Source organism: Brachybacterium fresconis, from assembly GCF_017876515.1.
GTDB classification, from domain to species: Bacteria; Actinomycetota; Actinomycetes; order Actinomycetales; family Dermabacteraceae; genus Brachybacterium; species Brachybacterium fresconis.
In genome coordinates, this window is record NZ_JAGIOC010000001.1 from 881,441 (window position 1) to 904,980 (window position 23,540).

A 23,540-nucleotide genomic window follows, 5' to 3' on the forward strand; every position below is an offset into this window, starting at 1 on the left:
GGGTCTGCGGGCTGGGCGGGGTCGGTGGTCGGGCAGCAGTCGGGTCCGGTGCGGCCGTGGTGGGCTCGGCGACGGGCGACGACCAGCAGGACGAGCGCGACGAGCGCGATGCCCGCGCCGATCACCCAGGGGTTGCCGAGGAGGCCTCCGACGCCGGCGAGCACTCCCCCGGCTATGAGCAGTGGCAGTGCGCAGCAGAGGGCCATGAGCAGCACGGCTCCTGCCCCGAAGAGCAGGCCTCCGCCACCTGGCCGGTCATAGTGTTCTGATGTCATCTGTATCTCGAATCTCTCGAAGTCTTGGGTCAGCAGCAGCGGCGGCAGTCGTCGGCCGCCGAGACATCACCCTGGGACCGGTCGAGCAGGCGCGCGGCGAGTTCGGCTCCGATCCGATGCGCCTCGGCCACCGGCACCGCCTCGGCCCCGGGATGCTCGGCGAGCCACTCGGCAGCGTCGCCAACAGAGGTGAAGTAGTGCACCTGGTTGCAGAACGACGATCGGATCGAGGTGATCTGGTCCGGATTCATCAGCGAGACCACGGCAGTGGCGGGCTCGATGCTTATGGCTCCGGCGACCGGATCGACGGCGACGCGGATCATCTCGCCGCTGGCCGGGGAGACCGACTCCACGCGCGCTGGGCGGCCGAGAAGCGCCGGGAAGACCAGGGTGTCCAGCGCGCACCAGGTGTAGAGCCCTTCTCCTGACGCGGTGAACCGGTGCGGGGTGGGCCGCAGGGTGAGGCCCTGGCCGACGATCCGACCCAGGTCGTCGTACTCGGTGTCGGGCACCGCTGCCAGCCTGGTCCTGACCTGCTCGGGTGTGCGGCCCGCGGCCGTGGCGAGCTGCTCGACCGTGACGGGATCGCCGTCGGCGAGAAGCCGAAGCAGCGGGACGAGCAGGCCGGGGTCGAGACCCGTCTCCTCGGTGCGGCCGAGCCGCTCGGGAAGTTGCTTACTGAGGTCGGACATTGCGGGTTCCTCCAGTTCTGAATGCGGGCGGTGTGCTGTCGCGGGGTTCTCACGCGCAGCAGGAGAGCTTCGAGACGTCGGTGGTGAAGGCCTTGGCGGCGATCCGGATGCCCTCGGCCATGGTCAGGTACGGAGCCCAGGCGTCGGCGACCTCGGCGATGGTCTTGCCGAGCACGTGGACCCCGGCGGCGGCCAGCTCCCCCGCGTCCTTGGCGACCGCGGTCAGCCCCAGGATCTCCCCGGTGTCCGCGTCGGCGACCATCTTGATGAAGCCGCGGGTGTCGCGATTGACCAGCGCGCGGGGCACGTAGTGCAGGGGCAGGACGCGGCAGTCGCAGCGGATCCCCGCCTCGAGGACCTGCTTCTCGGTCATCCCGACCGCGCCGATGGCAGGAGAGGTGAACGTCACCCGGGGCAGCCTCGCGTAGTCCACCGGCTTTTGGGCATCTGTGAACGCGTTCTCAGCCACGAGGGTGCCGTGGTGGGCGGCGACATAGACGAACTCGGGGTGCCCGGTGACGTCCCCCGCGGCCCAGACCCGGGGGTTGGACGACTGCAGCTGGTCAGAGACGACGATCTGCCCGGCGTCGCCAGTCTTCACCTCCACCGCCTCGAGGTTGAGTCCCTCGGTGACCGGCCGTCGGCCGAGCGCGACCAGAACCTGGTCGGCGCGGAAGTCCTGCGATCCGCCGGACACGTCGGCGGTGACGACGACCTGTCCGTCCGCGTCGCGGGCGACGCGGGTCGGGACCACTCGGCGGACCACTCGGATGCCCTCGTCGGAGAAGACCTCGGCCAGGGCATTGGACACCTCCAGCTCCTCCTTCGACGCCAGCCGGGAACGGACCAGCAGGGTCACCTTCGCCCCGAGACGCGCATACAGCTGGGCCTGCTCCAGCGCCACGTAGCCGCCGCCGAGCACCAGCAGCGACTTCGGCACCGCCGTCAGCTCCATCGCCGTGGTCGAGGTCAGGTACCCGGCCTCTTCCAGGCCCTCGATCGGCGGGGCCCATGGCCGGGATCCGGTCGCGACCAGGTACTGGTCAGCCTCGATGGTCCCGACGGCCCCGTCGGGTCCGACGACCTCCAGGACCGGCGCGTCGGGGGTGCCGGCGAACGAGGCGTCGCCCTTGCGGACGTGCCATCCGTACGCCTCGGCGACATCGACGTACTTCTCGCCTCGCAGGCTCTCGACCAGGTCCTGCTTGCTCCCGATCAGCGCCGGCATGTCCACCGGTTCCGCGGCCGCGACGATGCCCGGGAACCGACCAGACGCGTCCATGGCGACGTGGCGGGCCTCGGCGGCGGCGATGAGCGCCTTCGACGGCACGCAGCCGGTGTTCACGCACGTGCCGCCGAAGGTTCCGCGCTCGATCATCACCACCGACTTGCCGAGCGTGTTCGCACGGATCGCGGCGGCGAACGCTCCGCCGCCCGATCCGATGATGGCGAGGTCGTACTTCGTAGGCATCCCTGCTCCTGTCAGTCCTTGGTCTTCTGTTCCGTCATCAACTATGCTGGACCTTCCAGTACAGGGGAAGGTCAAGTACGGCCGCGACACGATCGGAGGACGGCGTGAAGATCGGGGAGCTCGCACAGGCGGCCGGCACCACGGCCAAGACCCTGAGGTTCTACGAGGAGCAGGGGCTGCTACCGCCGCCCGGCAGGACGTCGTCGGGGTACCGTGACTACCCGCCGGACGCGATCGCACGTGTCGACTTCGTCCACCGCGGCCAGGCCGCCGGCCTCACCCTCGCCCAGATCCGCCAGATCATGGACATCCGCGACGCCGGACGTGCCCCGTGCGACCACGTGCGCGACCTGCTCGACGCGCGCCTGCACGACATCGAGCAGCAGATCTCCCAGCTGTCCGCACTGCGCGACACCATCACGGACCTCCGGGACGATGCAGCGCACCCCGAGCCGGAGACCTGCAGCGCCGATCAGGTGTGTCGCTACCTGTAGGTCCTCGTCAGACGTCGAAAGTTGTGAAAGGAAGACCGTCAGTCAGCCTCGACGGCTTCGTCGATTGAACGGGTCTCATGGACCGCCGCTGCAAGTCAGTGCCCACCCCGAACTGGGCAAATCGCCCTGTCCTCACCACTGCCGGTTCGTGCCGTGGAACTGCAGTGTCCGCATCGACGCCCACGCGCGGTGCGAGAGAATACCGTGACCGGAGCGCTTCTGGAGCGACGGTGATCGTCCTACATTGACGTATCGGGAAACGAGGCGACGCCATGGCGATGTAGCCCGATCCCCTGTTTGTGATCGCGTCGCAGGCGACCGATCGAACTAGCGTTTCCGCTGGCAGACAGGGCAGAAGAAACTCGATCGGTTCATGAACTTCTCCCGCACGATCGACGTCCCGCAGCGCATGCAAGGCTGGCCAGCAAGACCGTAGGCATTCAGGCTGCGGGCAAAATAGCCGCTGCTGCCGGCCACGTCGACATAGAGGGAGTCGAACGATGTACCGCCCTGGGCAAGAGCAGCGGCCATGACCTCCCGCGCCGCATCGACCAGCGCTGAGATCCTTGGCTTGCTCAACGACGAGGCTGCCGTCTCCCCCTGCTCCTTGGCAGCCCACAGTGCCTCGTCGGCGTAGATGTTCCCGATGCCGGACACCACCGTCTGGTCCAGCAACACGCGCTTGATCCCGGTGCTCCTGGCCTTGATCCGCGCGACCGCCGCCGGCTGGTCGAACTGCGGGTCGAAGGGATCCCTCGCGATGTGGGCGATCAGCGAGGGCAGCACCGCTCCGCCCTCGTCGTACAGCAGATGGCCGAACGTGCGCTGGTCGTCGAACCGCAGATCGTGGCCTCCGTCGGTGAAGGTGAAGCGCGCCCGCTCGTGCGCGGCGACTGCGGCATCAGGGGACGAAATGAGCATCTGCCCGCTCATCCCCAGATGCATCAGCAACGCATCTGCACCGTCCAGGATCAGCCACAGGTACTTGCCGCGGCGCGCAGTCCCCGTGATCGTCGCACCGACCATCCGTGCTGCGAGATCCGCCGGACCGCCCACATGACGTCGCGCCGCACGCGGATGCAGAACAGTCGCCGAGGCGATCGTCCGGCCACGGACATGATCGTCGATCCCCCGACGCACGACCTCGACCTCAGGCAATTCAGGCACAGGCCACACCTCGCAGACTCCGCGACCCGACTTTGTGTCGGTGCGCTACTAAATGGGCTGGACCGTTGAGCTGCTTGTCCAGAGCCCTTCGTGCCAGGTCAGACCGCAATATCGCTTGTCGACGCATGGCCGATGCCCGGCACAGACAATCGCGACCTTCGTGTGCACGGCTTCCTTCGACTCGCTCTACGTCAATGTCGAGGTAGCCGCTGCGCCCCTCGACGTTGACGTACAGCGCATCGAAGCTGGTGCCGCCGACGGCCAGCGCCCGCTCCATCACCGCGCCGGCCGCACGCAGGATCGCCAGCGCCCTGCGCTGGGTCAGCGCCGCGCCGGGGGTGTCGTAGCGGGTACGGGCCTCCCACAGCGCCTCGTCGGCGTAGATGTTGCCGATGCCGCTGACCAGGTCCTGGGCCAGCAGCAGCGACTTCACGCCGGCGCGCCGGGAGCGGATCGTGCGGGCGATCGCGGGCAGGTCCGCCGCGGGGTCGAGCAGGTCACGGGCGATGCGCGCGGCGTCGGTCGGCAGCATCGCGTCCGGGCTGCCGAGCCCGGCGAGGGAGCCGTCGGCGGCGGGTTCGAGGGGGCTGGACCAGATCCCGCCGAAGATCCGCTGGTCGATCAGGTCGATCGCGGTGCCGTCGTCGAGGTGGAGGCTCAGGCGGCGGTGGCGCAGCGGATCCGAGGCGGGTCCCTCGGACGGGGCGAGCTCGGATGGGGCGGCAGCCTCGGAGCGCCCAGGGGTGAGCGGCCCGGCGTCGCGCACGCGCAGCTGCCCGCTCATGCCCAGGTGCGCCATCAGCGCCTCGCCGGTGTCCTCGCCGGTCTCGTCGGCCAGGCGCCACCACAGGAACTTCCCGCGGCGCACGACGGCGGTCATCCGGGTGCCGGCCAGGGCACCGCGCAGACGGTCCGCTCCGCCGCTCTGACGGCGCAGGATCCGGGGGTCGAGCACCTCGACCGATTCGATCAGGCGGCCGACGGTGCGGGGTTCCAGGCCTCGACGGACGACCTCGACCTCGGGCAGCTCGGGCACGGCCTCAGCCCCGCGGGATCAGAGATTCGCCGCGCTCGGCCAGGACGGTGCGCACGGCGGTCTGGGCGGCGGCGAGCTCGGCGTCCTTCTTGGAGGCCCCCTCGCCGTGCGCGCTCACGACGCCCTCGACGCTGACGGAGGCGGTGAAGACCTTGGCGTGCTCGAGGCCGTCCTCGGTGAGGCGGTAGGTGGGGCTCGTGCCCGCGGCGGCGGCGATCTCCTGCAGGCGGGACTTGAAGTCGTAGCTGGTCTCGAGGAACTCGTCGGAATCCAGCAGCGGGGCCATGAGGTCGAGCACGAAGCGGCGGGAGACGCTCTGGCCGAGGGCGAGGTGGACGGCGCCGATCACGGCCTCGGTGGTGTCGGCGAGGATGGAGGACTTCGCCCGGCCGCCGGTGAGGTCCTCCCCGCGGCCCAGCTTCACGTACGCGCCGAGGTCGAGCTTCGAGGCGATCACGGCGAGGGCCCGGGTGCTCACGGTCGCGGCACGCCGGCGGGCCAGATCACCCTCGGGCAGCGTGGGATGGGAGGCGTACAGCTGCTCGGTGACCGCCAGCTGCAGCACCGCGTCGCCGAGGAACTCCAGGCGCTCGTTGTGCGGGAGGCCGTCGTGCTCGTAGGAGTACGAACGGTGGGTCAGAGAGAGGTCGAGCAGACCTGATTCGCGCAGGTCCGCCGCCTGTGCGCCGTCCAGGGGCAGGCCCTCGAGCAGCTGCGCCGGATCGGCGGCCTCGGTGGCGCGGCGCCTGCGCGCCATCAGCGGTCCTGGCCCTGGGGCCCGGAGTCCTCGCCGTCGGAGTCCTCGGAGTCGGCGGGGTCCTCGGCGTCGGCGGAGTCCTCGAACATGCCCTGCAGCGCGGCGAAGCGATCGTCGATGACGTCGTGGTGGTGCGTGGGGTCGTCCTCCATGCGGAAGCCGCACTGGGCGCACAGCCCCGGGCAGTCCTCACGGCACAGCGGTCGGTCGTCGGCCTCCTCGGCGAGCGCGTCGCGGACCAGGGAGCCCAGCTCGACGGCATCGCCGCTGAGCATCGTGGTGTCCTCGCGCTCGTCGGCCTTGACCTTCTCGGGGTACATGAACAGCTCGTCGAGGCGTGCGGTGACGTCCTGCTCGACCGGGTCGAGGCAGCGGGAGCATTCGCCGTCCAGGTGGGCGCTGACGGTGCCGTGGACGAAGACGCCCTCGACGACGGACTCGAGCTCCACCTCGACCTCGAGCGGCTGCCCCTCGGGCGCCTGCATCGCGGCGCCGCCCACCTCGCGGGCGGGAGCAGGGACGGTGCTGGTCAGATGTCGGTGCGTGCCGGTGCGGCCGATGAGGTCGACGGCGTCGACGCGCAGGGCCGTATCGAGCGGGGAGACGGGCGGGGTGTCGGCAGACATGCCCTCAGGATACCGGCGGGACGGCGCGCAGTGCGTCCAGGGAGGGGACCGGCAGCATGTCGGAGACGTCACCGCCGAGGGCGTGCACCTCACGCACCAGCGACGAGGAGATGTGGGCGTAGGCGGAGTCGGTCAGGAGGAAGACCGTCTCGAGCCCGGCGAGGTGATGGTTCATCCGCGACATCGGCTCCTCGTAGGCGAGGTCGAGCTGCGAGCGCAGACCGCGCACGACGGCTCCGGCGCCCACCTCGCGGCAGAAGTCGACCAGCAGGCCCTTGGGCAGGGTGCGCACTTCGACGTCCTCGGCGAGTCCCTCGGTGACGACGGCGGCGCGGATCGCGGCCATGCGGGTCTCGAGATCCAGCATCGACCGCTTGGAGGGATTGTGGGACACAGCGATGATCACGTGGTGGCCCAGGGCGACGGCCCGACGGGTGAGGTCGAGGTGGCCCAGGGTGAAGGGGTCGAACGAGCCGGGCAGGACGACGGTGGTCATGGCGCCACTGTAGCCGGGCCGGATCGGGCCTGGTCAGGTCAGGTCAGGTCACGTCCGGTCAGGTCAGGTCAGGCGAGCGAGATCCCGACCCGGTGCACGCCGTCGTCGTCGATGCCCTCGATGGTGAGGGTGCCGCGGATCCCCGCGAGAGCTCCGGTGCCGGAGCCGGGCACCAGGACGTACTCCAGGGCCGGCTCCCCGCCCGCCATCGTGCCGAGCTGCTGGAGGGCGACGGTCCCGGTGCGGCCCTGGAAGGCGCCCTCGAAGATCTCGCTCGCGATGTACCCGGCATCGCCGGTGGCGGGATCGCCCGCCGTGAGCATGGTGCCGCGGCTGGTCCCCTCCAGCGCGCCGGTCCAGGTCTTGGTCAGCTCGAAGCGGCCGGCCGCCCCGGGCAGGTCCTCGCCGGGGCGGAGGTCGACGGTGAAGGCGGCGGTGATCGCGGTCATGGGGGCAGTATCCCAGCTGCGCGGTCGCCGCGGGAACCGCCGTACGAGGACGGGGTCCGTCCCGTCACGGTGCGGAAGTCGCGGATGAAGTGGGACTGGTCGAACCACCCGAGACCCTGGGCGAGATCCGCGAGAGAGCGCGGGTCGCCGCGGTCGATCGCGGCGACGGCGTCCATCACCCGCGCGCGCAGCAGCATGCGTTTGGGACCGACGCCGACGTAGCGGTGGAACTGCCGCTGCAGGGAGCGGATGGAGCGGCCCGAGCGCCGCTCGAGCACGGCGGTGCCGGTGACCTCCGGGTCCTCCAGCACGGCGAGGACCTCCCGGAAGGCGGCAGCACCGGGATCCTCGCGGGGTTCGCGCGCCAGCAGCCAGGCGTCGAGAGCGGGTGCCGCGCCGGTGGCCGTACTGGGGAGGTCCGGCGGCGGGAGGTCGGCGCCGAACCATTCGGCCGCCGGCACCGTGCGGTCGCGGAGCGCGGCGAGGTCGGCGCGGGTGAAGGCGGTGGTGCCCCCGAGACGGAAGCGCACCCCGACGACGCCGCCCGCCTCATGCTGGGTGACATCGAACCTGCCCTGGGTGACGGGCCCCGTGATCCAGGTTCCGGCACCGTCGGTGCCCTCTCGCCGAACCCCTCCCCATTCGCGGGTGAGGTGGGTCGAGGGCTCGTCGAGCGTGGTCACGCGGTGCATCCGGCCGGGACCGAGGTCCCAGGTCACCGACCAGTAGCGATCGATCCAGCAGCGCAGACGGCGGTCGGGGACGGCGTGGTCGTAGCGGGCATGCCGTAGGAACTCCTCGGGCCGCAGCACGTGCCCGTACAGGTGCCCGGGCTCGACGGCGGGAGCTGTCGCGTTCGTCCAATCTCCAGACGGGTCCATGCCAGGAGTATGGCGGGCATGACACAGACCGCCGCCTCCACGACAGAGACCGTCCCCGTCGCCCGCCTCGCCATGATCACCCTGGACGCGTCCGAGACCGAGCCGATCGCCCGGTTCTGGTCGGCCGTGCTGGGCTGGCCGATCCTCGCCCTCACGCCCGAGTACGCGATGCTGCAGGGGCCCTCGCATGCCCTCGGCATCGGGATGATCCCGGATCATCAGCGCCCCGCCTGGCCGGACGACGGTCGCAAGCAGTTCCACTTCGACCTGGCCGTGGACGACCTGGAGGACGCGGCCGCACGCTGCGTGGAGCTCGGGGCCGAGCGGGTCGACCCCCAGCCCGGGGAGACCTGGATCGTGCTGCGCGATCCGGCCGGGCACGCCTTCTGCCTCACCGACGCCGCCGCCTGGGGCTGAGGGTCAGCCCCGGCCGGCCCGGTGCTCGCGGGCCAGCAGCGCCCAGGTCATCCCGTCCAGCCAGCGCCCGCTGCGGTGCAGGGACTCCTCGAGGAAGACGCCCTCGAGCCGCATGCCGATCTTCTCCATGACCCGCCGGGAGGCGACGTTGTCGGCGAAGCATTCCGCCACCACGCGGCGCACGTCGAGGCCGTCGACCGCGGTGTCCAGCAGGGCGGCGGCGAACTCGGTGCCCAGGCCCCGGCCCTGGATCGACGGATCGAGCACCCAGCCCAGCTCCGCCTGCCGGCCGCGGGCCTGCTCGGCCATGTCGGCCTGGGACCAGGCATCCTGCCGCTGGACCTTCCCGGCGGCGACGATCCGGCCCTCGAACTCTCCGACGACGCAGTCCCCGAGCCCTCGATCCCACCACTGCTGGTGGTCCGCGAGGGTGTCGCTGAGGGTGGTGGTCCACTCCTGGACCTCCGGCAGGCGGTACCAGGGCCAGACCGCTGCGGCGTCCTCGGCCCGCCCGAGGCGCAGCTGCAGGCGCTCGGTGCGGACGGGCCAGGCGAGATCGGTGAGCGCGATGGTCATCGGCTCATCCTAGAGTTCTCAGAGGCTGGGGAGATCGCTCCCGTTCAGCGCCGCGACCACCTGGGGATAGTCACCGCGGGCCTCGGCATGGCGGAGGAACCCCACCTGCTGGACCTGGATCTCCGCGGCCTCCGGTCTGTTCTCCAGGATCTCCATCACCTCGTCGACGAACTCCGCCAGCGGCATCGCCGCCGCGCTGGTGGCCTGACCGGGCATGAGGTCCGTGCGCACCGCCGGGGGGACGAGCTCGAGGACCTCGACCCCCGTGCCGGCGAGCTGCAGGCGCAGGGACTCCGAGAGCAGGTGGATCGCGGCCTTGGTGGCGTTGTAGGTCGGGGTGGCGCGCAGCGGGACGAACGCGAGACCCGAGGAGACGGTCATGATCGTCGCCGACTCCTGGGCGAGCATGTGCTCGACGAAGGCCGCGATCAGCCGGATCGGGCCCAGCAGGTTGGTGGTCACGGTCGTCTCGGCGGTGGAGAGGAAGCCGGCGGGGTCCGTCCAGTCCTCGGCGCGCATGATGCCGGCCATCGTGATGAGCACGTCGAGGTCCGGGTGCTCGGCGAGCACGATGCGGGACGCGGTGTCGATGCTGTCCGGATCGGCGGTGTCCAGACGGACGGTGGCGATCCCGGGGTGCTCCGCGGCGACGCGTTCGAGCAGCTCGGTGCGGCGCCCGCCGACGATGATCCGGTTGCCCTCGTGGTGCAGGGCCAGGGCGAGGGCGAGACCGATACCGCTGGTGGCGCCGGGGATGAAGATGGTGTGTCCGGTGATGTTCATGCCCTCGAGCCTGTCCCCCGTCCCGCAGGCGCACCAGAGTCCGGACATCGGGGGATCGCCGGTCCCTGGCTCCGACGGCGTGCAGGCTCGATACTTCTGGGATGGACAGGGACGCGCTCGCAGACTTCCTCGTGCGGCATCGTGCCGCGCTGGCCCCGGCCGACGTCGGTCTCGGCCCCGGGGCGCGGCGCCGCACCCCGGGGCTGCGCCGCGAGGAGGTCGCGCAGCTCGCGACCATGTCCACCGACTACTACACGCGGCTCGAGCAGCGGCGCGGGCCCCAGCCGAGCACGCAGATGCTCGCCGCGATCGCGCGGGCGCTGCGGATGACTCCCGACGAGCGCGACTACCTGTTCCGGGTGGCCGGGCACAGCGCCCCCGAGCGCTTCGCCGTCGAGGGGTACGTGGCGCCCGCCCTGATGCGCGTGCTGGATCGTCTGCACGACACTCCGGCCATGATCCTGTCCCCCCTCGAGGAGCCGCTGGTCCAGAACGACCCGGCGCGCGCGCTGTTCGGGGACGCCGACCTCCTCAGCGGGTGGGAGCGCAGCGCGATCTACAGCTGGTTCCAGGATCCCGAGCAGGCGCGCACCGTGTATCCGCTCGAGGCGCACGCGCATCACAGCCGTGCCCGGGTGGCGTCGCTGCGCGCCGCCTACGGGTCGATGGGACCGCAGTCCCGGGCCGCCGAGCTCGCCGAGCTCCTGCATGCGCGCAACGCCGAGTTCGCGCAGCTGTGGGACTCCCAGGTCGTGGCGCGCCGCTTCGAGGACCACAAGGTGGTGCTGCATCCGCAGGTCGGCCGGATCGAGGTGGACTGCCAGGCGCTGCTGACCGAGGACGCCTCGCAGGTGCTGCTGGTGCTGACCGCTCCCCCGCACAGCGAGGACGCCGGCAAGCTCGACCTGCTGGCGACTCTCGGCACTCAGTCCGTCGCCGGCCCGCCGAACTGGAGGACGGTCTCGCCGTAGCTCTTGGTGCCGTCGTCGGCCCATCCCGTCGGCCAGGTGAGCGCCCGGGTGCGGCTCGAGCGCTCGATGACGACCAGGGCGTCGTCGCTCAGCGCCGGGCGCAGGGTGAGCAGCAGGGTCTCGAGTGTCTCGGTGCTCACGCCGTAGGGCGGGTCGAGGAAGACGAGCGAGAAGACCGGGTCGTCGTCGGTCGTGGCCAGCTGGGCGGCGACGGTCTCGGCCTTCCCGGCGCGGATCTCGCAGCGCTCGGCGAGGCCGAGGCCTGCGGCGGTGCGGCGCAGCTGCCGGACGGTGGGGCCGTGCAGCTCGACCAGGAGGGCGTGCTCGGCACCGCGGGAGAGGGACTCGAAGGCGAGACCGCCGGTCCCGGCGTACAGGTCCAGCACCCGGGCGCCGTCCAGGGCGTCCCAACCCTCCAGACGGGAGAACAGTGCCTCGCGCACCCGGTCGGAGGTGGGGCGGGTGCCCTTTCCGGGCGGTCCGGGGATGGTGCGCCCGCCGAGAGCGCCGGCGATGATCCGCGGCATGTCAGCTCCTCTCCACGTCCGGGTCGGCGTCCCGCAGGCGATCGTCGATGGCGCCGGCGAGATCGGGGTGGTCGGCGAGGTCGGGATCAGCCGCGATCACGGCGAAGGCGTCCTCGCGGGCCTGCTCGATGACGCGGGCGTCGCGGATCACGTCGAGATATCGCAGGGTGCGCTGCAGACCGGATTGCTCCTCCCCCACCAGATCCCCGGCGCCGCGCACCTGCAGGTCCAGCTCCGCCAGGGCGAAGCCGTCGGCCGCCGACGCGATCCCCTCCAGGCGGTCGAACGCCGGAGCGCCCGGCGGCAGGCGGGTGTCGAGGAAGGCGATGCCGGGGTGCTCGCCGCGGCCGACGCGGCCGCGGAGCTGGTGGAGCTGGGAGACGCCGAAGCGCTCGGCGTCCAGCACGATCATCACGGAGGCGTTGGGCACGTCGACGCCGACCTCGATGACGGTGGTGGAGACCAGCAGGTCGATCTCGCCGGCGAGCACACGGTCCATGGCCTGCTGCTTCTCCTCGGTCGCCATCCGGCCGTGCAGCTCGCCGATGCGGGCGCCGGCCAGCTCGGGGCGCCGCGCGAGGCGCTCGGCGGTCGCGGAGACGCCGCGGGCCTCCTCGAGGCGGGTCTCGGCCACCTGACCGTCCGCGTCGAGGATCGCGGGAGCCGCAGGCGCCTCGTCGGCCTCGTCGATGCGGGCACAGACCACGAACACCTGGCGGCCCGCGCCGATCTCCTCCCCGGCGCGCGCCCACATCCGACTCTCCCAGGCCGAGACGGTCTCGGGGACCACGAAACTGGTCACGCCCGCCCTCCGGCCGGGGCTCTCGCGCAGGGTGAGCACGTCGAGGTCGCCGACCGTCGCCAGAGCCGCAGTGCGCGGGATCGGGGTCGCGGTCATCACCACGACGTGCGGACTGGTGCCCTCGGGCCCCTTGGTGCGCAGGCGGCGGCGGTGGTCGACCCCGAAACGGTGCTGCTCGTCGATCACGACCAGGCCCAGCGAGGCGAACTCCACGGACTCGGTGAGCAGGGCGTGGGTGCCGATCACGATCCCGGCCTCGCCGGAGGTGACGTCCAGCAGGGTCTCGCGCCGGGCGGACGTCTTCTGGGAGCCGGTCAGCAGGCGCACCCGGGTGGCATCGGCGTGCCCGTCCAGCCGTCCGGCACCGGCCAGCTCCCCGAGCAGCGTGGTGATCGTCCGGTGGTGCTGCTCGGCGAGGACCTCAGTGGGGGCGAGCAGGGCGGCCTGGTGGCCGGAGTCGACCGCGCGCAGCATGGCGCGAAGCGCGACGACGGTCTTGCCGGAGCCGACGTCGCCTTGCAGCAGCGCGCTGGTGGGGTGCTCCCGGACGAGACGTTCGCTGATCTGCTCGCCGATCTCGCGCTGGCCGGCGGTGAGCTCGAAGGGCAGGCGCTGCTCGAACGCCCCTTGGAGGGGGCCGTCGGCCCGCAGCGCCGGGGCGGGCGTGCGGGCGTCCACGGCGCGGCGCTGGGCGAAGATCGATTGCAGCACGAACGCCTCCTCGTACACCAGGTGCGCCATGCCGTTCCGAGTGTCCTGCACCGTCGTGGGCAGGTGGACCTGGGTGACGGCCTGCGGCAGAGGCGCGAGGCCGCGGGCGGCGACGAGCTCGGCGGGCACGGGCCGGGCGAGGGAGTCGGCGAACTCGATGCCCTTCTCGGTGGCCGAGCGCATCGTGCGCTGGGCGATGTTCTTGCGCAGCGGATAGACCGGCAGCGGCCGCTGGGCGCGCAGCCGCCCCTCGGGGGTGTCCTCGTAGGCCTCGTAGGCCGGGTGGGTGATCTGCGGCCGGTCGGTGTGCTTGTTCCGGCCGACGATCCCGTGGACCACGATGTGCGCGCCGACCGTGAGGTGCTTGCGATGCCAATCCACCAGATGCTGTTTGGCCAGGAAGAACGTCAGAGTGATCTCCTCGGCCCCGTCGGAGACCCCGACCTCGAGGATGGTGCCCTGGCGGCTGCGCATGCGGCGCTCTCGCACCCCGAGCACGGAGACGATCGCGCTCATCTCCTCACCCTCGTGGACCTCGTGCAGCGAGCGCAGCGGAGCAGGCGTGGTGTAGCGCCGAGGTGCGAAGCGCATCATGGTGTCGAGGTCCCGCACCCCGAAGGACGCCATGGCGCGGATCTCGCGGCGCTCCAGCAGCTCCGTCAGCGGCATCGAGCCGCGGGCGGATTCCCGTCTCCTGGCCATGTCCGTCCTCCTCGTCCCTGGTCCGAGGACTATCGTGCCATCGTGGTACGACGCTGTGTCGGAATCCACAGGGCGCGCTCGGGCCCCGCTCTTCAGGCCGGGGGCGACCTGCGATATGCTTCCGAGGTTGCCCTGACCTCCGGGGGCCGCGCCCCCGCGCTCACCCATGGTCACCGACTCCGACGGGACGTCGCCGGGACGGGCGGGCATTCGAACAGAATTCGACTTTTCAGGAGACGACAGTGGCTTCCACGTGTGACATCTGCGCCAAGGGCCCGAGCTTCGGCAAGAGCGTGTCCCACTCGCATCGCCGCGCCTCGCGTCGCTGGAACCCGAACATCCAGTCCGTGCGCACTGTGATCAAGGGCACCAGCAAGCGCGTGAACGTGTGCACCTCCTGCCTCAAGGCAGGCAAGGTCAGCACGCTCGGCGCCTGAGCGGGACTGCACCGAGCTCACCCGCGAGAGCCCTCACCCGTCGGGGTGGGGGCTCTCGTGCATTCCGGGTGCTCTCAGGGAGCGACCACGCTCAGCCCGCGCGCCTGCGCCACGCGGGTCATGTTCGCGTCGTAGGTGATCAGCGTCTGGTTCCCTGCCCCGAGCGCCGTCGCGACATGGAGAGCATCCAACGATCTGATGTGTTCAGGGATGGCTCGGGCCCGCACCAGGACGTCGTCGTCGATGCCGGCGCCATGGATCACGGATCCGAACAGAGCGTCCACCATGTCCTGCAGCGGCTCGTCCTGCTCGCTGACAGCGACCCGGGTCGCCTCCAGATGAGTGAGCTCACTGCTCCACAGGCTCCGGTTGCGAAGCAGCCCGTGGTCACGGAGGTAGGTGGTCAGCGGCGCGCAGGAAGGATGAGTGATGTCGAGGAAGCGCATCAGCGCCGAAGTGTCGAGATAATGGGTCAGGATGATCGGCATCAGCGGGTCTCCTGCTCCCGCATCTCCTCCAGCGAGCGTGCGAGGCGCCCGTCGTACGCGCGTCGCCGTGCCAGGAGCTCCTCGAGGGGCGGCGCCTGGTCGGCGTCGCTGCGGGCGCGGTCGATGGAGGCGTGATCGAACATCATCTCGGCCGGCACCACATAGGCGATGATCTCTCCACCGCGACCTCGACGGATCGGAACGATGTCCACCTCTTCCCGCACCGAGTTCAGGACCTTGCTCGCGTTCTGATTGAACTCTCGAACATTCATGGCCGGAGTGATCTTGTGCATGGTGCCCCCTCGTCCTGGTGCCGTGGCGGCAATACTATCGGAACGTAGAACGGTAGAACAGTCTTGGGGGACGATCTTCCGAGCCCGGTGCCGGCGCTCGGCGCGTCGAATAAGGTTCCACCCCTGCGGCATCTTTCACGACACCCCGTGAGATGCCCGGTCCTGACAGGCCCGACACCGTCCGAGGAGCAGCGATGCCCGCCGCCGTCCCCACCATCCTGGCCACCAGCGCCGGATACCTGCCTCATCCGCGACTGCGCTTCGGGTTCGGGCCGATGATGGCCTTCGCCGTGCAGCTCGCCCAGGAGACCCCGCCCCGGGCGGGACGTGCCGGCCCGCCCCGCATCTGCCACATCGGGACCGCCGGCGGTGATGACAAGGGCTTCCAGCGGGACATGGCGGAGGCGGCGCGGGAAGCCGGCTACGAACTGCACCACCTCAGTCTGTTCTCCATGCCCAATGTCGAGGACGTGGAGGGATACCTGCGCGGCTTCGACGTGATCTGGGTGAACGGCGGCTCGGTGGTGAACCTGCTCGCCGTGTGGCGCGCCCACGGCCTTCCCGAGATCCTGTACCGGCTGTGGCAGGAGGGCGTCGTGCTCGCCGGCGTCTCGGCGGGCTCGATCTGCTGGTTCGAGGCCGGGGTCACCGACTCCTTCGGCCCCGAGCTGGCCCCGGTCACGAACGGCTTGGGTTTCCTGCCCGGGGCCAACGGGGTGCACATGGACTCGGAAGAACGACGGCGCCCCCTGATCCGAGAGCTGGTCGCCGACGGGACCCTGGGCCCGACGCTCTGCACCGATGACGGTGCCGGCCTGCTGTTCCGCGGGACGGAGCTGATCGAGGCGGTCATCGAGGTCGACGAGGCTCGGGCCTGCCGCATCGCCCTCGACGAGGCCGGCGCAGTGGTCGAGTCCGAGCTGCCGCTACGGCGACTGGGCTGAGCCTCAGCCGACCTCCGCGCCCTCGAAGGTGCTGGTGTCGATGACGGCGCGGAAGTAGACCTCGCCGGCGACGACGCGGTCGTAGGTGGCATCGGCCTCATCGATCCCGATGGTCTCGATCAGGGCCGTGAGCCCGTGCTCGGCGCAGAAGTCGAGCATCTCCTGGGTCTCGGCGATGCCGCCGATGTTCGAGCCAGCCAGCACCTTGCCGCCGCCGATGATCGACCCGAAGCTGAGCTCCTGCTTCGCAGGCGGCATCCCGACCACGGCCATCACGCCGCGGGGCGCCAGCAGCGAGAGGTACCGGTCCACGGGGATGTCGGCGCTGATGGTGTTCAGGATCAGGTCGAAGGTTCCGCGGTGGTCCTCGAAGAAGCCGTCGTCGGTGGTGGCGAGCATCTGCTGGGCCCCGAGATCCAGGGCCAGCTGCTCCTTCTTGCGGGTCCGCGACAGCACGGTCACCTCGGCGCCCATGGCCGCGGCGATCTGCACCCCCATGTGGCCGAGTCCGCCCAGGCCCAGCACGGCGACCTTCTTCGGGGCGCCGTCCTTCTCGTCCCCGGCGCCCCAGCGGTTGAGCGGCGCGTACGTGGTGATGCCTGCGCACAGCAGCGGGGCGGCGGCGTCGAAGTCCAGGGCGTCGGGGATGCGGCACACGAAGCGCTCGTCGACGACGACCTTCTGCGCGTAGCCGCCCTGGGTGATGGTCCCGTCGACGTCGGGGGCGTTGTAGGTGCCGACGTTGCCGCTGAGGCAGTTCTGCTCCTGGCCGGCGCGGCACTCCTGGCAGGTCCCGCAGGAGTTCACCAGGCAGCCGACGCCCACGCGGTCGCCGACCTCCCAGTCGGTGACGTCCGTGCCGACGGCCTCGACGACCCCGGCGATCTCGTGGCCGACGGTCAGCGGGAAGTGCGCCTCGCCCCACTCGTTGCGGATGGTGTGGATGTCGCTGTGGCAGATCCCGGCGGCCTTGATGTCGATGACGACATCGTCCGGCCGAGGGTCCCGCCGTTCGATGTTCGCGACGCGGAACGGCTGGTCCGGGCCGCCCTTCTGCAGTGCCTTGACCGTGATCGGCATGGGGTCTCCTTCGAAGATGAGGGTGCCCTCGCGGGGCGCGCCCAGCCTAGACGGAGGCTCCGAAGTGGTCGAAGCCGCTGCCCGGGATCTCCGCGCCGTCCAGCAGCACCCGGTGGTCCTTCTCTCCCCCGGCGGGCCGAACGCGCCCGATCCGTCGGAATCCGGCCGGGACCGCGCCGGGCGCGAAGGTGGCGAGCATCGCGTGCTCCTCTCCCCCGTGCAGCACCCACGTCCAGGGGTCGGCGTCGAGCTCGGCGGCCAGCGGTGCCAGCTGCGCGACATCGGGGCCCAGTGCGGTGCGGTCCAGGTCCAGCTGCACGCCGGAGGCGCGGGCGATGCGGGTGCCGTCCCGGACGAGACCGTCGGAGAGGTCCATCATCGAGCTCGCCCCGCGACCGAGAGTCCACCCCAGCGAGAGGTCCGGCTCCGGAGCGTCGTGCCAGATCACGAGGTCGCCGTGAGGGCCCGCTCCCTCGACCTCCTCACCGCTGACCCGGATCCGGCCGGCCAGGACGAGGGCCAGGCCCGCGGCGGAGCGACCCAGTCTCGGGGAGCCGATCACGAGCACGTCCCCGGGGCGGGCGCCGGAGCGCAGCACCGGTGCCTGGCCCTCCTCGAGGGCGCCGAGGGCGGTGACCGTCACCGTGAGCTGCTCGGCGCGGCCCAGGTCACCACCGACCACCTCGGCGCCGTCGGCCTCCGCCCGCCCGGCGAGACCGATCGTGAGCTCCTCGAACACGTCCGCCGGGGTGTCGGCGGGAGCGGAGAGGGCGACGACGAGGGCGAGAGGGCGAGCTCCCATCGCGGCGACGTCGGCGAGGTTCTGCACAGCGGCCTTTCGGCCGATCCAGGCCGGCGTGGTCGCACCGGGCAGGAAGTCGTGCCCCTCGACGAGGGAGTCGGTGGTGACCACCATCCGCGGTGAGGGCAGGCGCACCACCGCGGCGTCGTCGCCGGGGCCGACCTCGAGCCGGTCGGAGGCGGACAGGTGCGGGAGCATGCGGGCCAGCAGCCCGGCCTCCCCGAGGGGTGCGTCGGAGGTCATGGCCCCAGTGTGCCGGAGCAGGGCTGTGGAACGGGGCCGCGGAGCAGGATCGCGCCGTCGGGATGCAGGTTCGGACGGTAGCCTGCGGGCGTGCTCCGCTCCCGTCTTCCCGCCCTCGCGGCCGCCGGTCTGATGACCCTCTCGCTCGCCTCCTGCGGCACGGTGCAGGTCCCGGCGGGCCCGGCGGCCACCGATCCGCTGTGCGCCGACATCATCCTGCAGGCACCGCCCCAGGTGCTGGGCATGGATCGGGTGGAGACCTCCAGCCAGGGCACGGTCGCCTGGGGCGACGGCGAGGACACCGTGGTGATGCGCTGCGGTGTCACCCCGCCCGGGCCCACCACCGACATCTGCACCACCCTGGAGGACGGAGGCGGCATCCAGATCGACTGGATCGTCCGCGAGGTGGAGGACGGCATGTTCCTGTACACCACCTACGGGCGGGAGCCGGCCATCGACGTCACGGTCCCGTACTCGGCCGCTCCGGACCAGCCCTCGGGCGCGGCGCTCGATCTGGCGCAGGTCATCGATCGCAACATCGAGGCGACGGACCATTGCGTCGGCCCGGGCGACGCCCCGGAATCCTGAGCGGTCGCCCCGGCGGGCTCAGCGGGGTCCGAGCCGGCGGGATCGGGCCTGCTCGATCAGATCGGCGATGAGCTCCGCATAGGGCAGTCCCATGTGCTCCCACAGCACCGGGAACATCGAGTACGGGGTGAAGCCCGGCATCGTGTTGACCTCGTTGACCACCACGCGCCCCTGCTCAGTGACGAACACGTCCACCCGCGCCAGACCCTCGAGGCCGAGCACCGTGAAGGCTCTCGAGGCGACCTCGCGGACCTCCTCGAGCACGCCGTCCGGGAGTCCGGCGGGCACGTCGATGCTCACGGTGCCCTTGCCGAAGTACTTGGCCTCGTAATCGTAGAAGTCCAGATCGTCGCCGACGAGCACCTCGCCGGGCACCGTGGTGCGAGGGCCGCGCTCGTCGGTGCCCTGGAGCACGCCGCACTCCACCTCGCGGCCGACCACGGCCTCCTCGATGAGCACCTTGGGATCCTCCGCGAAGGCGGTCTTCATCGCGTGCTCGAGCTCCTCGGGGTCCTCCACCCGGGTGACGCCGAGACTGGATCCTGCGCGGGCGGGCTTGATGAACCAGGGCAGGTCGTGGTGGCGGCGCAGATGAGCCCGGACCTCGTCGGCGCCGGCGGCCCAGCGGTCCTCGTGGACGACGATGCCGGGGGCGCACTCGAGGCCGGCCGCCCGCAGGGACAGCTTGGTGGCGGCCTTGTCCATGCAGGTCGCCGAGGCGAGCACGCCGCTGCCGACGTAGGGGAGGTCGAGCATCTCCAGCATGCCCTGGATGGTGCCGTCCTCGCCGTAGGCCCCGTGCAGCAGCGGCAGCACCACGTCGATCTCCGCCAGGTCGGTGATCTGCCCACCGGTGACCTGGCGCAGCATGCTGCGCTCGCCCGGCCGGTGCCGGGCCGCGGGCAGCACCACCTCGGGGCCCTCCGCGACCACCTCGGGGGCGCGGCCGTCGACCAGGGTCCAGTCCGAGGGGTCATCGGAGACATGCACCCAGCGGCCCTCGCGCGTGATGCCGACGGCGGTCACCGCGAAGCGCTCGCGGTCGATCGCGGCGAGGATGCCGCCGGCGGTGACGCACGAGATGCCGTGCTCGCCGCTGCGGCCGCCGAACAGGAGGGCGACGGAGGTTCTCATGCTCGCAGGGTAGTCACTCGGGCCGGACGCCGCGTGCCAGAAGGGCCATGGTGACCTCGTCGATACGGGCATCGTGATCGACGACATCCACCACGGCGGCGGTGATGGGCATGTCCACGCCGAGCCGGGCCGCGAGGTCCGCGACGGCCCGGGCGGTCGCGACGCCCTCGGCGGTCTGGCCCACCTCCGCGGCGGCGGCGTCCACGTCGAGACCGCGGCCGAGAGCGAGGCCGAGGCGGTGATTGCGGCTCAGCGGGGAGGCGCAGGTGGCCACCAGGTCGCCCATCCCGGCCAGCCCGGCGAAGGTGTCCCGGCGGCCGCCGAGGGCGATACCGAGGCGGGTGATCTCCGCCAGGCCGCGGGTGATCAGGCTCGCGGTCGTGTTGTGCCCGTGACCGAGCCCGGCGGCCGCGCCGACGGCGATCGCGATGACGTTCTTCACGGCGCCGGCGATCTCGACGCCGACCACGTCGGTGGAGGTGTAGGTGCGCAGGTAGGGCGCCTGGCACCAGGTCGCCAGCACGCCGGCGAGCTCCTCGGATCCGGCGGCGACCACGCTCGCGCAGGGGCGGCGCTCGGCGATCTCGGCCGAGAGGTTGGGGCCCGACAGCACTCCGACGCGCTCGGGGTCCGCTCCCCCGGCATCGACGATGATCTCGCTGATCCGGGCATCGGTGCCCCGCTCGATCCCCTTGGTCAGCGAGAGGATCGGGACGGGCGGCAGGTCCGGCCAGGCGGCGAGGGTGGTGCGCATCGACTGCGCGGGGATCGCCAGCACGATCCCCTCGGCCCCGTCGACGGCCGCGGCCACCGAGGAGCTGGCGTCCACCGCCGCCGGGAGCACCCGGTCGCCGAGATACGCCGGGTTGCGGTGCTCCTCGCGGATCTCGCGGGCGACCTCCTCGCGGCGCGCCCAGAGCGTCACCTCGTGGCCGCTGTCCGCGAGGACCTGCGCGAAGGTGGTGCCCCAGCTGCCGGCACCGAGCACGGCCAGCGCGGTCATCGCTGCCGAACCGGTCGGAAGCCGGCCTGCGGGCGACCGACCTCGGGGCGGTGATCATCGTCCCGGGGATCGTGGAGGACCTCCGGGGGGCGCTCGCCGCGGGTCCGACCGAGGAGGGCGGAGATCCGGGTCATGAGGTCCGTGGAGACGCGCTCGGCGGCCTGCTGAGGGGTCTCGCCTTCCTGACGGGCCACGGTGTACGGCTCCCCCACCCGGATCACGACCCGGCGTCCCGGGCCGGGGCGCGGGACCGGGGAGCCGACGGGCCACAGCTTCCTCCCGCCCCAGCTCGCCATCGGCACCAGCGGCGCCCCGGTGTCCACCGCGAGCCGGGCCGCCCCGAGGCGGGCCTGCATCGGCCACAGCTGTTCATCGCGGGTGTACGTCCCCTCGGGGAACATCATCAGCAGCTCGCCGCGGCCGAGGGCCTCTCGCGCATCGTCCAGGGCGTCCCGGCCGCGGGGACCACCGCGGCGGACCTCGATCTGACGGGCCGACCGCAGCGCAGCACCCAGGACGGGCACACGGAACATGGCCTCCTTGGCCAGGAATCGGGGGGCGAAGCCGGAGGCCTGCAGCAGATGGCCGTAGGCGAAGGCGTCCACCGGTCCCAGATGGTTCCCGCAGGCCAGGACGGCCCCGGTCGCCGGCAGGTTCTCGGTGCCGATCCAGGTGGGCCGGGTCAGCACGCTCAGCAGCGGGCGCACCGGGAGCTGGACGAGGCCGATCACGGCCCCGGCCCGCCGCGGGGCCGGGCGTGCCCCGAGCACGTCCCAGCTGCGCAGCAGCGACGTGCTCACTCGGAGGCGGAGGACGAGCGGCCGAGGGCCTTGCGGGTCGCCTGGCCCGTCACCGACCGCACCGACGAGGGGCCGGAGACCATGGTGCGACGCCGCAGCGTGGTCGGGGCGCGCCGGGCCAGCGTGTTCACGGCGGCGGCGTGCATCAGCCGTCGCGGACCGAAGGCGATCCGTCCGCGCACGGAGCGGTACTTCACGGCGGTCGTCACCTGCAGCAGCTCACCGCCGGGCAGCAGCGCCACCCCGATGCGGATGCGCAGGTTCGCGTCGTCGTCGATGATCAGGGCCTCGGCGCCCACCACCTCGTCGGCCACGTACTCCTTCTCGGGCGGGGGCACCATGTCGAACAGGCGGATCGCCTCATCGCGCAGCGCCCGCATCCCGCGCTTGGACAAGGGCGTGTTCTCGTGCGAGAAGATCGCGTCGGCCCAGACCCGGGGATCCGGCTCGTCGACTCCGCCGGTGGGGACGATGACCACATCGCAGTAGTCCGGGATCGGGATGTCGCGCAGCGCCAGGGAGCTGCCGGCCGTCGGGGTCGTGACATCGTCGGCCATCCTCAGTCCTCCCAGTACTCGGCGCCGAGCGCGTCGAGCTTCTCGCGGAAGGACTCGTACCCGCGGTCGATGAGATCGATGCCGCGGATGGTCGAGACCCCCTCGGCGCCGAGCGCCGCGATCAGGTAGGAGAAGCCGCCCCGCAGATCCGGAACCGTGATGTCCGCGCCGCGGAGGGTCTTGGGCCCGGAGATCACGGCGGAGTGGTTGTAGTTGCTGCGTCCGAAGCGGCAGCTCGATCCGCCCAGGCATTCCCGGTAGACCTGGGTGTGGGCGCCCATGTCGTTCAGCGCGGAGGTGAAGCCCAGACGGTTCTCGTACACCGTCTCGTGGACGATGGAGATGCCGTCGGCCTGGGTCAGCGCCACCACCAGCGGCTGCTGCCAGTCGGTCATCAGTCCCGGGTGGACATCGGTCTCGACCGCGATCGCCCGCAGCGGCGTGCCCGGGTGGTGGAAGCGGATCCCGGCCTCGGTGATGTCCAGTCCGCCGCCGATCTTGCGGAAGGTGTTCAAGAAGGTCGCCATCGGCTTCTGCTGAGCGCCGCGCACCATCACCGATCCCTGCGTGACCAGAGCCGCACACGCCCAGGAAGCGGCTTCGATGCGGTCGGGCAGGGCCATGTGCTCGTAGCCGCCGAGCCGGTCGACGCCCTCGATGGTGATGGTGCGGTCGGTCTGCAGGGAGATGAGCGCACCCATCTTCTGCAGGACGGCGATGAGATCCTCGATCTCCGGTTCGACCGCGGCGTTCGTCAGCTCGGTGACGCCCTGGGCGCGGACGGCGGTCAGCAGCACCTGCTCGGTGGCGCCGACGCTCGGGTACTCCAGGTGGATCTTGGTGCCGTGCAGGCCGTTGGGCGCGGTGATGTAGATGCCCATCTCGCGCTTGTCGACCACGGCGCCGAAGTTCCGCAGGACGTCGAGATGGTAGTTGATGGGGCGGTCCCCGATCCGGCAGCCGCCGAGGTCGGGGATGATCGCCTCCCCCAGGCGGTGCAGCAGTGGGCCGCAGAACAGGATCGGGATGCGGGAGCTGCCGGCATGGGCGTCGATGTCCGCCACATGCGCGCGCTCGACGTTCGAGGGGTCCATCCGCAGCGTGCCGCCGACGACGTCGCGCTCGACCTTGACCCCGTGGATCGCCAGGAGCTCGGAGACGATCCGCACATCGCTGATGTCCGGGACCGATTCGAGCAGGCTCGGGCCCTCCCCGAGCAGAGACGCGACCATCGCCTTGGAGACGAGGTTCTTCGCCCCGCGGACGGTGATCTCACCGTCCAGGGGCCGTCCTCCGCGCACGTGGAATGTGGAACTCATAGTGTCCTTGCCTCGCTGG

At 71.3% G+C, this 23,540-nt stretch carries 29 protein-coding genes; 7 read left to right on the forward strand and 22 right to left on the reverse strand.

Annotation, left to right across the window (positions count from 1 at the left end):
- The first annotated feature begins 56 nt into the window (after positions 1 to 56).
- On the forward strand, positions 57 to 269 hold the full coding sequence (locus tag JOF44_RS21235; RefSeq protein WP_209887684.1) for a hypothetical protein: 213 nt from the start codon (positions 57 to 59) through the stop codon (positions 267 to 269).
- Positions 270 to 304: 35 nt separating this feature from the next.
- On the opposite strand, the gene merB is transcribed toward JOF44_RS21235, so the two are convergent.
- Entirely contained in the window at positions 305 to 967 is a 663-nt protein-coding gene (merB, locus tag JOF44_RS04045) for an organomercurial lyase MerB (protein ID WP_092107222.1), read from the reverse strand.
- A gap of 49 nt (positions 968 to 1,016) precedes the next feature.
- Positions 1,017 to 2,438, reverse strand: coding sequence for a mercury(II) reductase (gene merA, locus JOF44_RS04050; protein ID WP_144588263.1), 1,422 nt, complete (start codon positions 2,436 to 2,438; stop codon positions 1,017 to 1,019).
- 104 nt (positions 2,439 to 2,542) lie between these two features.
- Here merA and JOF44_RS04055 point away from each other — a divergent pair, with 104 nt between their 5' ends.
- On the forward strand, positions 2,543 to 2,932 hold the full coding sequence (locus JOF44_RS04055; protein WP_070436137.1) for a heavy metal-responsive transcriptional regulator: 390 nt from the start codon (positions 2,543 to 2,545) through the stop codon (positions 2,930 to 2,932).
- A 327-nt stretch (positions 2,933 to 3,259) separates the two neighbouring features.
- Here the strand turns inward: JOF44_RS04055 and mutM are convergent, their stop codons facing one another.
- The 7 genes from mutM to JOF44_RS04090 all read right to left on the reverse strand — a co-directional run bounded on the left by mutM (position 3,260) and on the right by JOF44_RS04090 (position 8,344).
- Complete coding sequence (gene mutM / locus JOF44_RS04060; RefSeq protein ID WP_092107218.1) at positions 3,260 to 4,099, reverse strand: bifunctional DNA-formamidopyrimidine glycosylase/DNA-(apurinic or apyrimidinic site) lyase; 840 nt, start codon at positions 4,097 to 4,099, stop codon at positions 3,260 to 3,262.
- A complete protein-coding gene (locus JOF44_RS04065) occupies positions 4,092 to 5,135 on the reverse strand; it encodes a DNA-formamidopyrimidine glycosylase family protein (protein WP_209887687.1) in 1,044 nt (347 codons plus the stop codon). The genes mutM and JOF44_RS04065 overlap by 8 nt, the downstream gene beginning before the upstream one ends.
- Positions 5,136 to 5,139: 4 nt before the next feature.
- Positions 5,140 to 5,892, reverse strand: a complete 753-nt coding sequence (gene rnc / locus JOF44_RS04070) for a ribonuclease III (protein WP_209887690.1) — start codon at positions 5,890 to 5,892, stop codon at positions 5,140 to 5,142.
- Entirely contained in the window at positions 5,892 to 6,518 is a 627-nt protein-coding gene (locus JOF44_RS04075; RefSeq protein WP_209887693.1) for a YceD family protein, read from the reverse strand. Before JOF44_RS04075 ends, rnc begins: the two co-directional genes overlap by 1 nt.
- Before the next feature lie 4 nt (positions 6,519 to 6,522).
- Positions 6,523 to 7,014, reverse strand: a complete 492-nt coding sequence (coaD, locus tag JOF44_RS04080) for a pantetheine-phosphate adenylyltransferase (protein WP_209887696.1) — start codon at positions 7,012 to 7,014, stop codon at positions 6,523 to 6,525.
- A 68-nt stretch (positions 7,015 to 7,082) separates the two neighbouring features.
- Complete coding sequence (locus JOF44_RS04085; protein WP_209887699.1) at positions 7,083 to 7,463, reverse strand: DUF3224 domain-containing protein; 381 nt, start codon at positions 7,461 to 7,463, stop codon at positions 7,083 to 7,085.
- On the reverse strand, positions 7,460 to 8,344 hold the full coding sequence (locus JOF44_RS04090) for a helix-turn-helix domain-containing protein (protein WP_245348844.1): 885 nt from the start codon (positions 8,342 to 8,344) through the stop codon (positions 7,460 to 7,462). The genes JOF44_RS04085 and JOF44_RS04090 overlap by 4 nt, the downstream gene beginning before the upstream one ends.
- Before the next feature lie 18 nt (positions 8,345 to 8,362).
- On the opposite strand from JOF44_RS04090, the gene JOF44_RS04095 reads away from it, so the two are divergent.
- Positions 8,363 to 8,761 carry a VOC family protein gene (locus JOF44_RS04095; RefSeq protein WP_245348845.1) on the forward strand — a complete coding sequence of 133 codons (399 nt, stop codon included), beginning with the start codon at positions 8,363 to 8,365 and terminating at the stop codon, positions 8,759 to 8,761.
- Positions 8,762 to 8,764: 3 nt separating this feature from the next.
- On the opposite strand, the gene JOF44_RS04100 is transcribed toward JOF44_RS04095, so the two are convergent.
- Together JOF44_RS04100 and JOF44_RS04105 are read right to left on the reverse strand one after the other, a co-directional pair.
- The gene (locus JOF44_RS04100) at positions 8,765 to 9,337 is read right to left on the reverse strand and encodes a GNAT family N-acetyltransferase (RefSeq protein ID WP_209887705.1); all 573 of its coding nucleotides are present in this window, start codon (positions 9,335 to 9,337) and stop codon (positions 8,765 to 8,767) included.
- Between the two features lie 18 nt (positions 9,338 to 9,355).
- On the reverse strand, positions 9,356 to 10,120 hold the full coding sequence (locus JOF44_RS04105; protein WP_209887710.1) for an SDR family oxidoreductase: 765 nt from the start codon (positions 10,118 to 10,120) through the stop codon (positions 9,356 to 9,358).
- A gap of 101 nt (positions 10,121 to 10,221) precedes the next feature.
- On the opposite strand from JOF44_RS04105, the gene JOF44_RS04110 reads away from it, so the two are divergent.
- Positions 10,222 to 11,091 (forward strand): helix-turn-helix transcriptional regulator, encoded by an 870-nt coding sequence (locus JOF44_RS04110; RefSeq protein ID WP_209887713.1) that lies wholly within the window; start codon positions 10,222 to 10,224, stop codon positions 11,089 to 11,091.
- Here the strand turns inward: JOF44_RS04110 and rsmD are convergent.
- Together rsmD and JOF44_RS04120 are read right to left on the reverse strand one after the other, a co-directional pair.
- Positions 11,046 to 11,618 carry a 16S rRNA (guanine(966)-N(2))-methyltransferase RsmD gene (rsmD, locus tag JOF44_RS04115; RefSeq protein ID WP_209887717.1) on the reverse strand — a complete coding sequence of 191 codons (573 nt, stop codon included), beginning with the start codon at positions 11,616 to 11,618 and terminating at the stop codon, positions 11,046 to 11,048. The genes JOF44_RS04110 and rsmD overlap by 46 nt on opposite strands.
- A gap of 1 nt (position 11,619) precedes the next feature.
- Positions 11,620 to 13,833 (reverse strand): ATP-dependent DNA helicase RecG, encoded by a 2,214-nt coding sequence (locus JOF44_RS04120; protein WP_209887720.1) that lies wholly within the window; start codon positions 13,831 to 13,833, stop codon positions 11,620 to 11,622.
- A 242-nt stretch (positions 13,834 to 14,075) separates the two neighbouring features.
- Here JOF44_RS04120 and rpmB point away from each other — a divergent pair, with 242 nt between their 5' ends.
- A complete protein-coding gene (rpmB, locus tag JOF44_RS04125) occupies positions 14,076 to 14,270 on the forward strand; it encodes a 50S ribosomal protein L28 (protein WP_209887722.1) in 195 nt (64 codons plus the stop codon).
- A 74-nt stretch (positions 14,271 to 14,344) separates the two neighbouring features.
- On the opposite strand, the gene JOF44_RS04130 is transcribed toward rpmB, so the two are convergent.
- The gene (locus tag JOF44_RS04130; RefSeq protein WP_209887725.1) at positions 14,345 to 14,758 is read right to left on the reverse strand and encodes a PIN domain-containing protein; all 414 of its coding nucleotides are present in this window, start codon (positions 14,756 to 14,758) and stop codon (positions 14,345 to 14,347) included.
- Positions 14,758 to 15,051 (reverse strand): hypothetical protein, encoded by a 294-nt coding sequence (locus JOF44_RS04135; RefSeq protein ID WP_209887728.1) that lies wholly within the window; start codon positions 15,049 to 15,051, stop codon positions 14,758 to 14,760. The genes JOF44_RS04130 and JOF44_RS04135 overlap by 1 nt, the downstream gene beginning before the upstream one ends.
- 194 nt (positions 15,052 to 15,245) lie before the next feature.
- On the opposite strand from JOF44_RS04135, the gene JOF44_RS04140 reads away from it, so the two are divergent.
- Positions 15,246 to 15,995, forward strand: a complete 750-nt coding sequence (locus JOF44_RS04140) for a Type 1 glutamine amidotransferase-like domain-containing protein (RefSeq protein ID WP_209887731.1) — start codon at positions 15,246 to 15,248, stop codon at positions 15,993 to 15,995.
- Positions 15,996 to 15,998: 3 nt separating this feature from the next.
- Here the strand turns inward: JOF44_RS04140 and JOF44_RS04145 are convergent, their stop codons facing one another.
- The gene (locus JOF44_RS04145) at positions 15,999 to 17,075 is read right to left on the reverse strand and encodes an NAD(P)-dependent alcohol dehydrogenase (RefSeq protein WP_209887734.1); all 1,077 of its coding nucleotides are present in this window, start codon (positions 17,073 to 17,075) and stop codon (positions 15,999 to 16,001) included.
- 46 nt (positions 17,076 to 17,121) lie between these two features.
- Positions 17,122 to 18,120, reverse strand: coding sequence for a thiamine-phosphate kinase (thiL, locus tag JOF44_RS04150; protein ID WP_209887737.1), 999 nt, complete (start codon positions 18,118 to 18,120; stop codon positions 17,122 to 17,124).
- Between the two features lie 90 nt (positions 18,121 to 18,210).
- Between thiL and JOF44_RS04155 the strand changes: the two genes are divergently transcribed.
- Positions 18,211 to 18,708 (forward strand): DUF3515 domain-containing protein, encoded by a 498-nt coding sequence (locus tag JOF44_RS04155; RefSeq protein WP_342591660.1) that lies wholly within the window; start codon positions 18,211 to 18,213, stop codon positions 18,706 to 18,708.
- Positions 18,709 to 18,726: 18 nt separating this feature from the next.
- On the opposite strand, the gene JOF44_RS04160 is transcribed toward JOF44_RS04155, so the two are convergent.
- The 5 genes from JOF44_RS04160 to murA are packed head-to-tail and all read right to left on the reverse strand — an operon-like array spanning position 18,727 to position 23,521.
- Positions 18,727 to 19,842 carry a D-alanine--D-alanine ligase family protein gene (locus JOF44_RS04160; protein WP_209887740.1) on the reverse strand — a complete coding sequence of 372 codons (1,116 nt, stop codon included), beginning with the start codon at positions 19,840 to 19,842 and terminating at the stop codon, positions 18,727 to 18,729.
- A gap of 13 nt (positions 19,843 to 19,855) precedes the next feature.
- Complete coding sequence (locus JOF44_RS04165) at positions 19,856 to 20,845, reverse strand: NAD(P)H-dependent glycerol-3-phosphate dehydrogenase (protein WP_209887743.1); 990 nt, start codon at positions 20,843 to 20,845, stop codon at positions 19,856 to 19,858.
- A complete protein-coding gene (locus tag JOF44_RS04170; protein ID WP_209887746.1) occupies positions 20,842 to 21,645 on the reverse strand; it encodes a lysophospholipid acyltransferase family protein in 804 nt (267 codons plus the stop codon). Before JOF44_RS04170 ends, JOF44_RS04165 begins: the two co-directional genes overlap by 4 nt.
- Positions 21,642 to 22,202 (reverse strand): DUF2867 domain-containing protein, encoded by a 561-nt coding sequence (locus tag JOF44_RS04175; RefSeq protein ID WP_209887749.1) that lies wholly within the window; start codon positions 22,200 to 22,202, stop codon positions 21,642 to 21,644. Before JOF44_RS04175 ends, JOF44_RS04170 begins: the two co-directional genes overlap by 4 nt.
- Positions 22,203 to 22,204: 2 nt before the next feature.
- On the reverse strand, positions 22,205 to 23,521 hold the full coding sequence (gene murA / locus JOF44_RS04180; RefSeq protein WP_209887752.1) for a UDP-N-acetylglucosamine 1-carboxyvinyltransferase: 1,317 nt from the start codon (positions 23,519 to 23,521) through the stop codon (positions 22,205 to 22,207).
- Positions 23,522 to 23,540 lie beyond the last annotated feature (19 nt).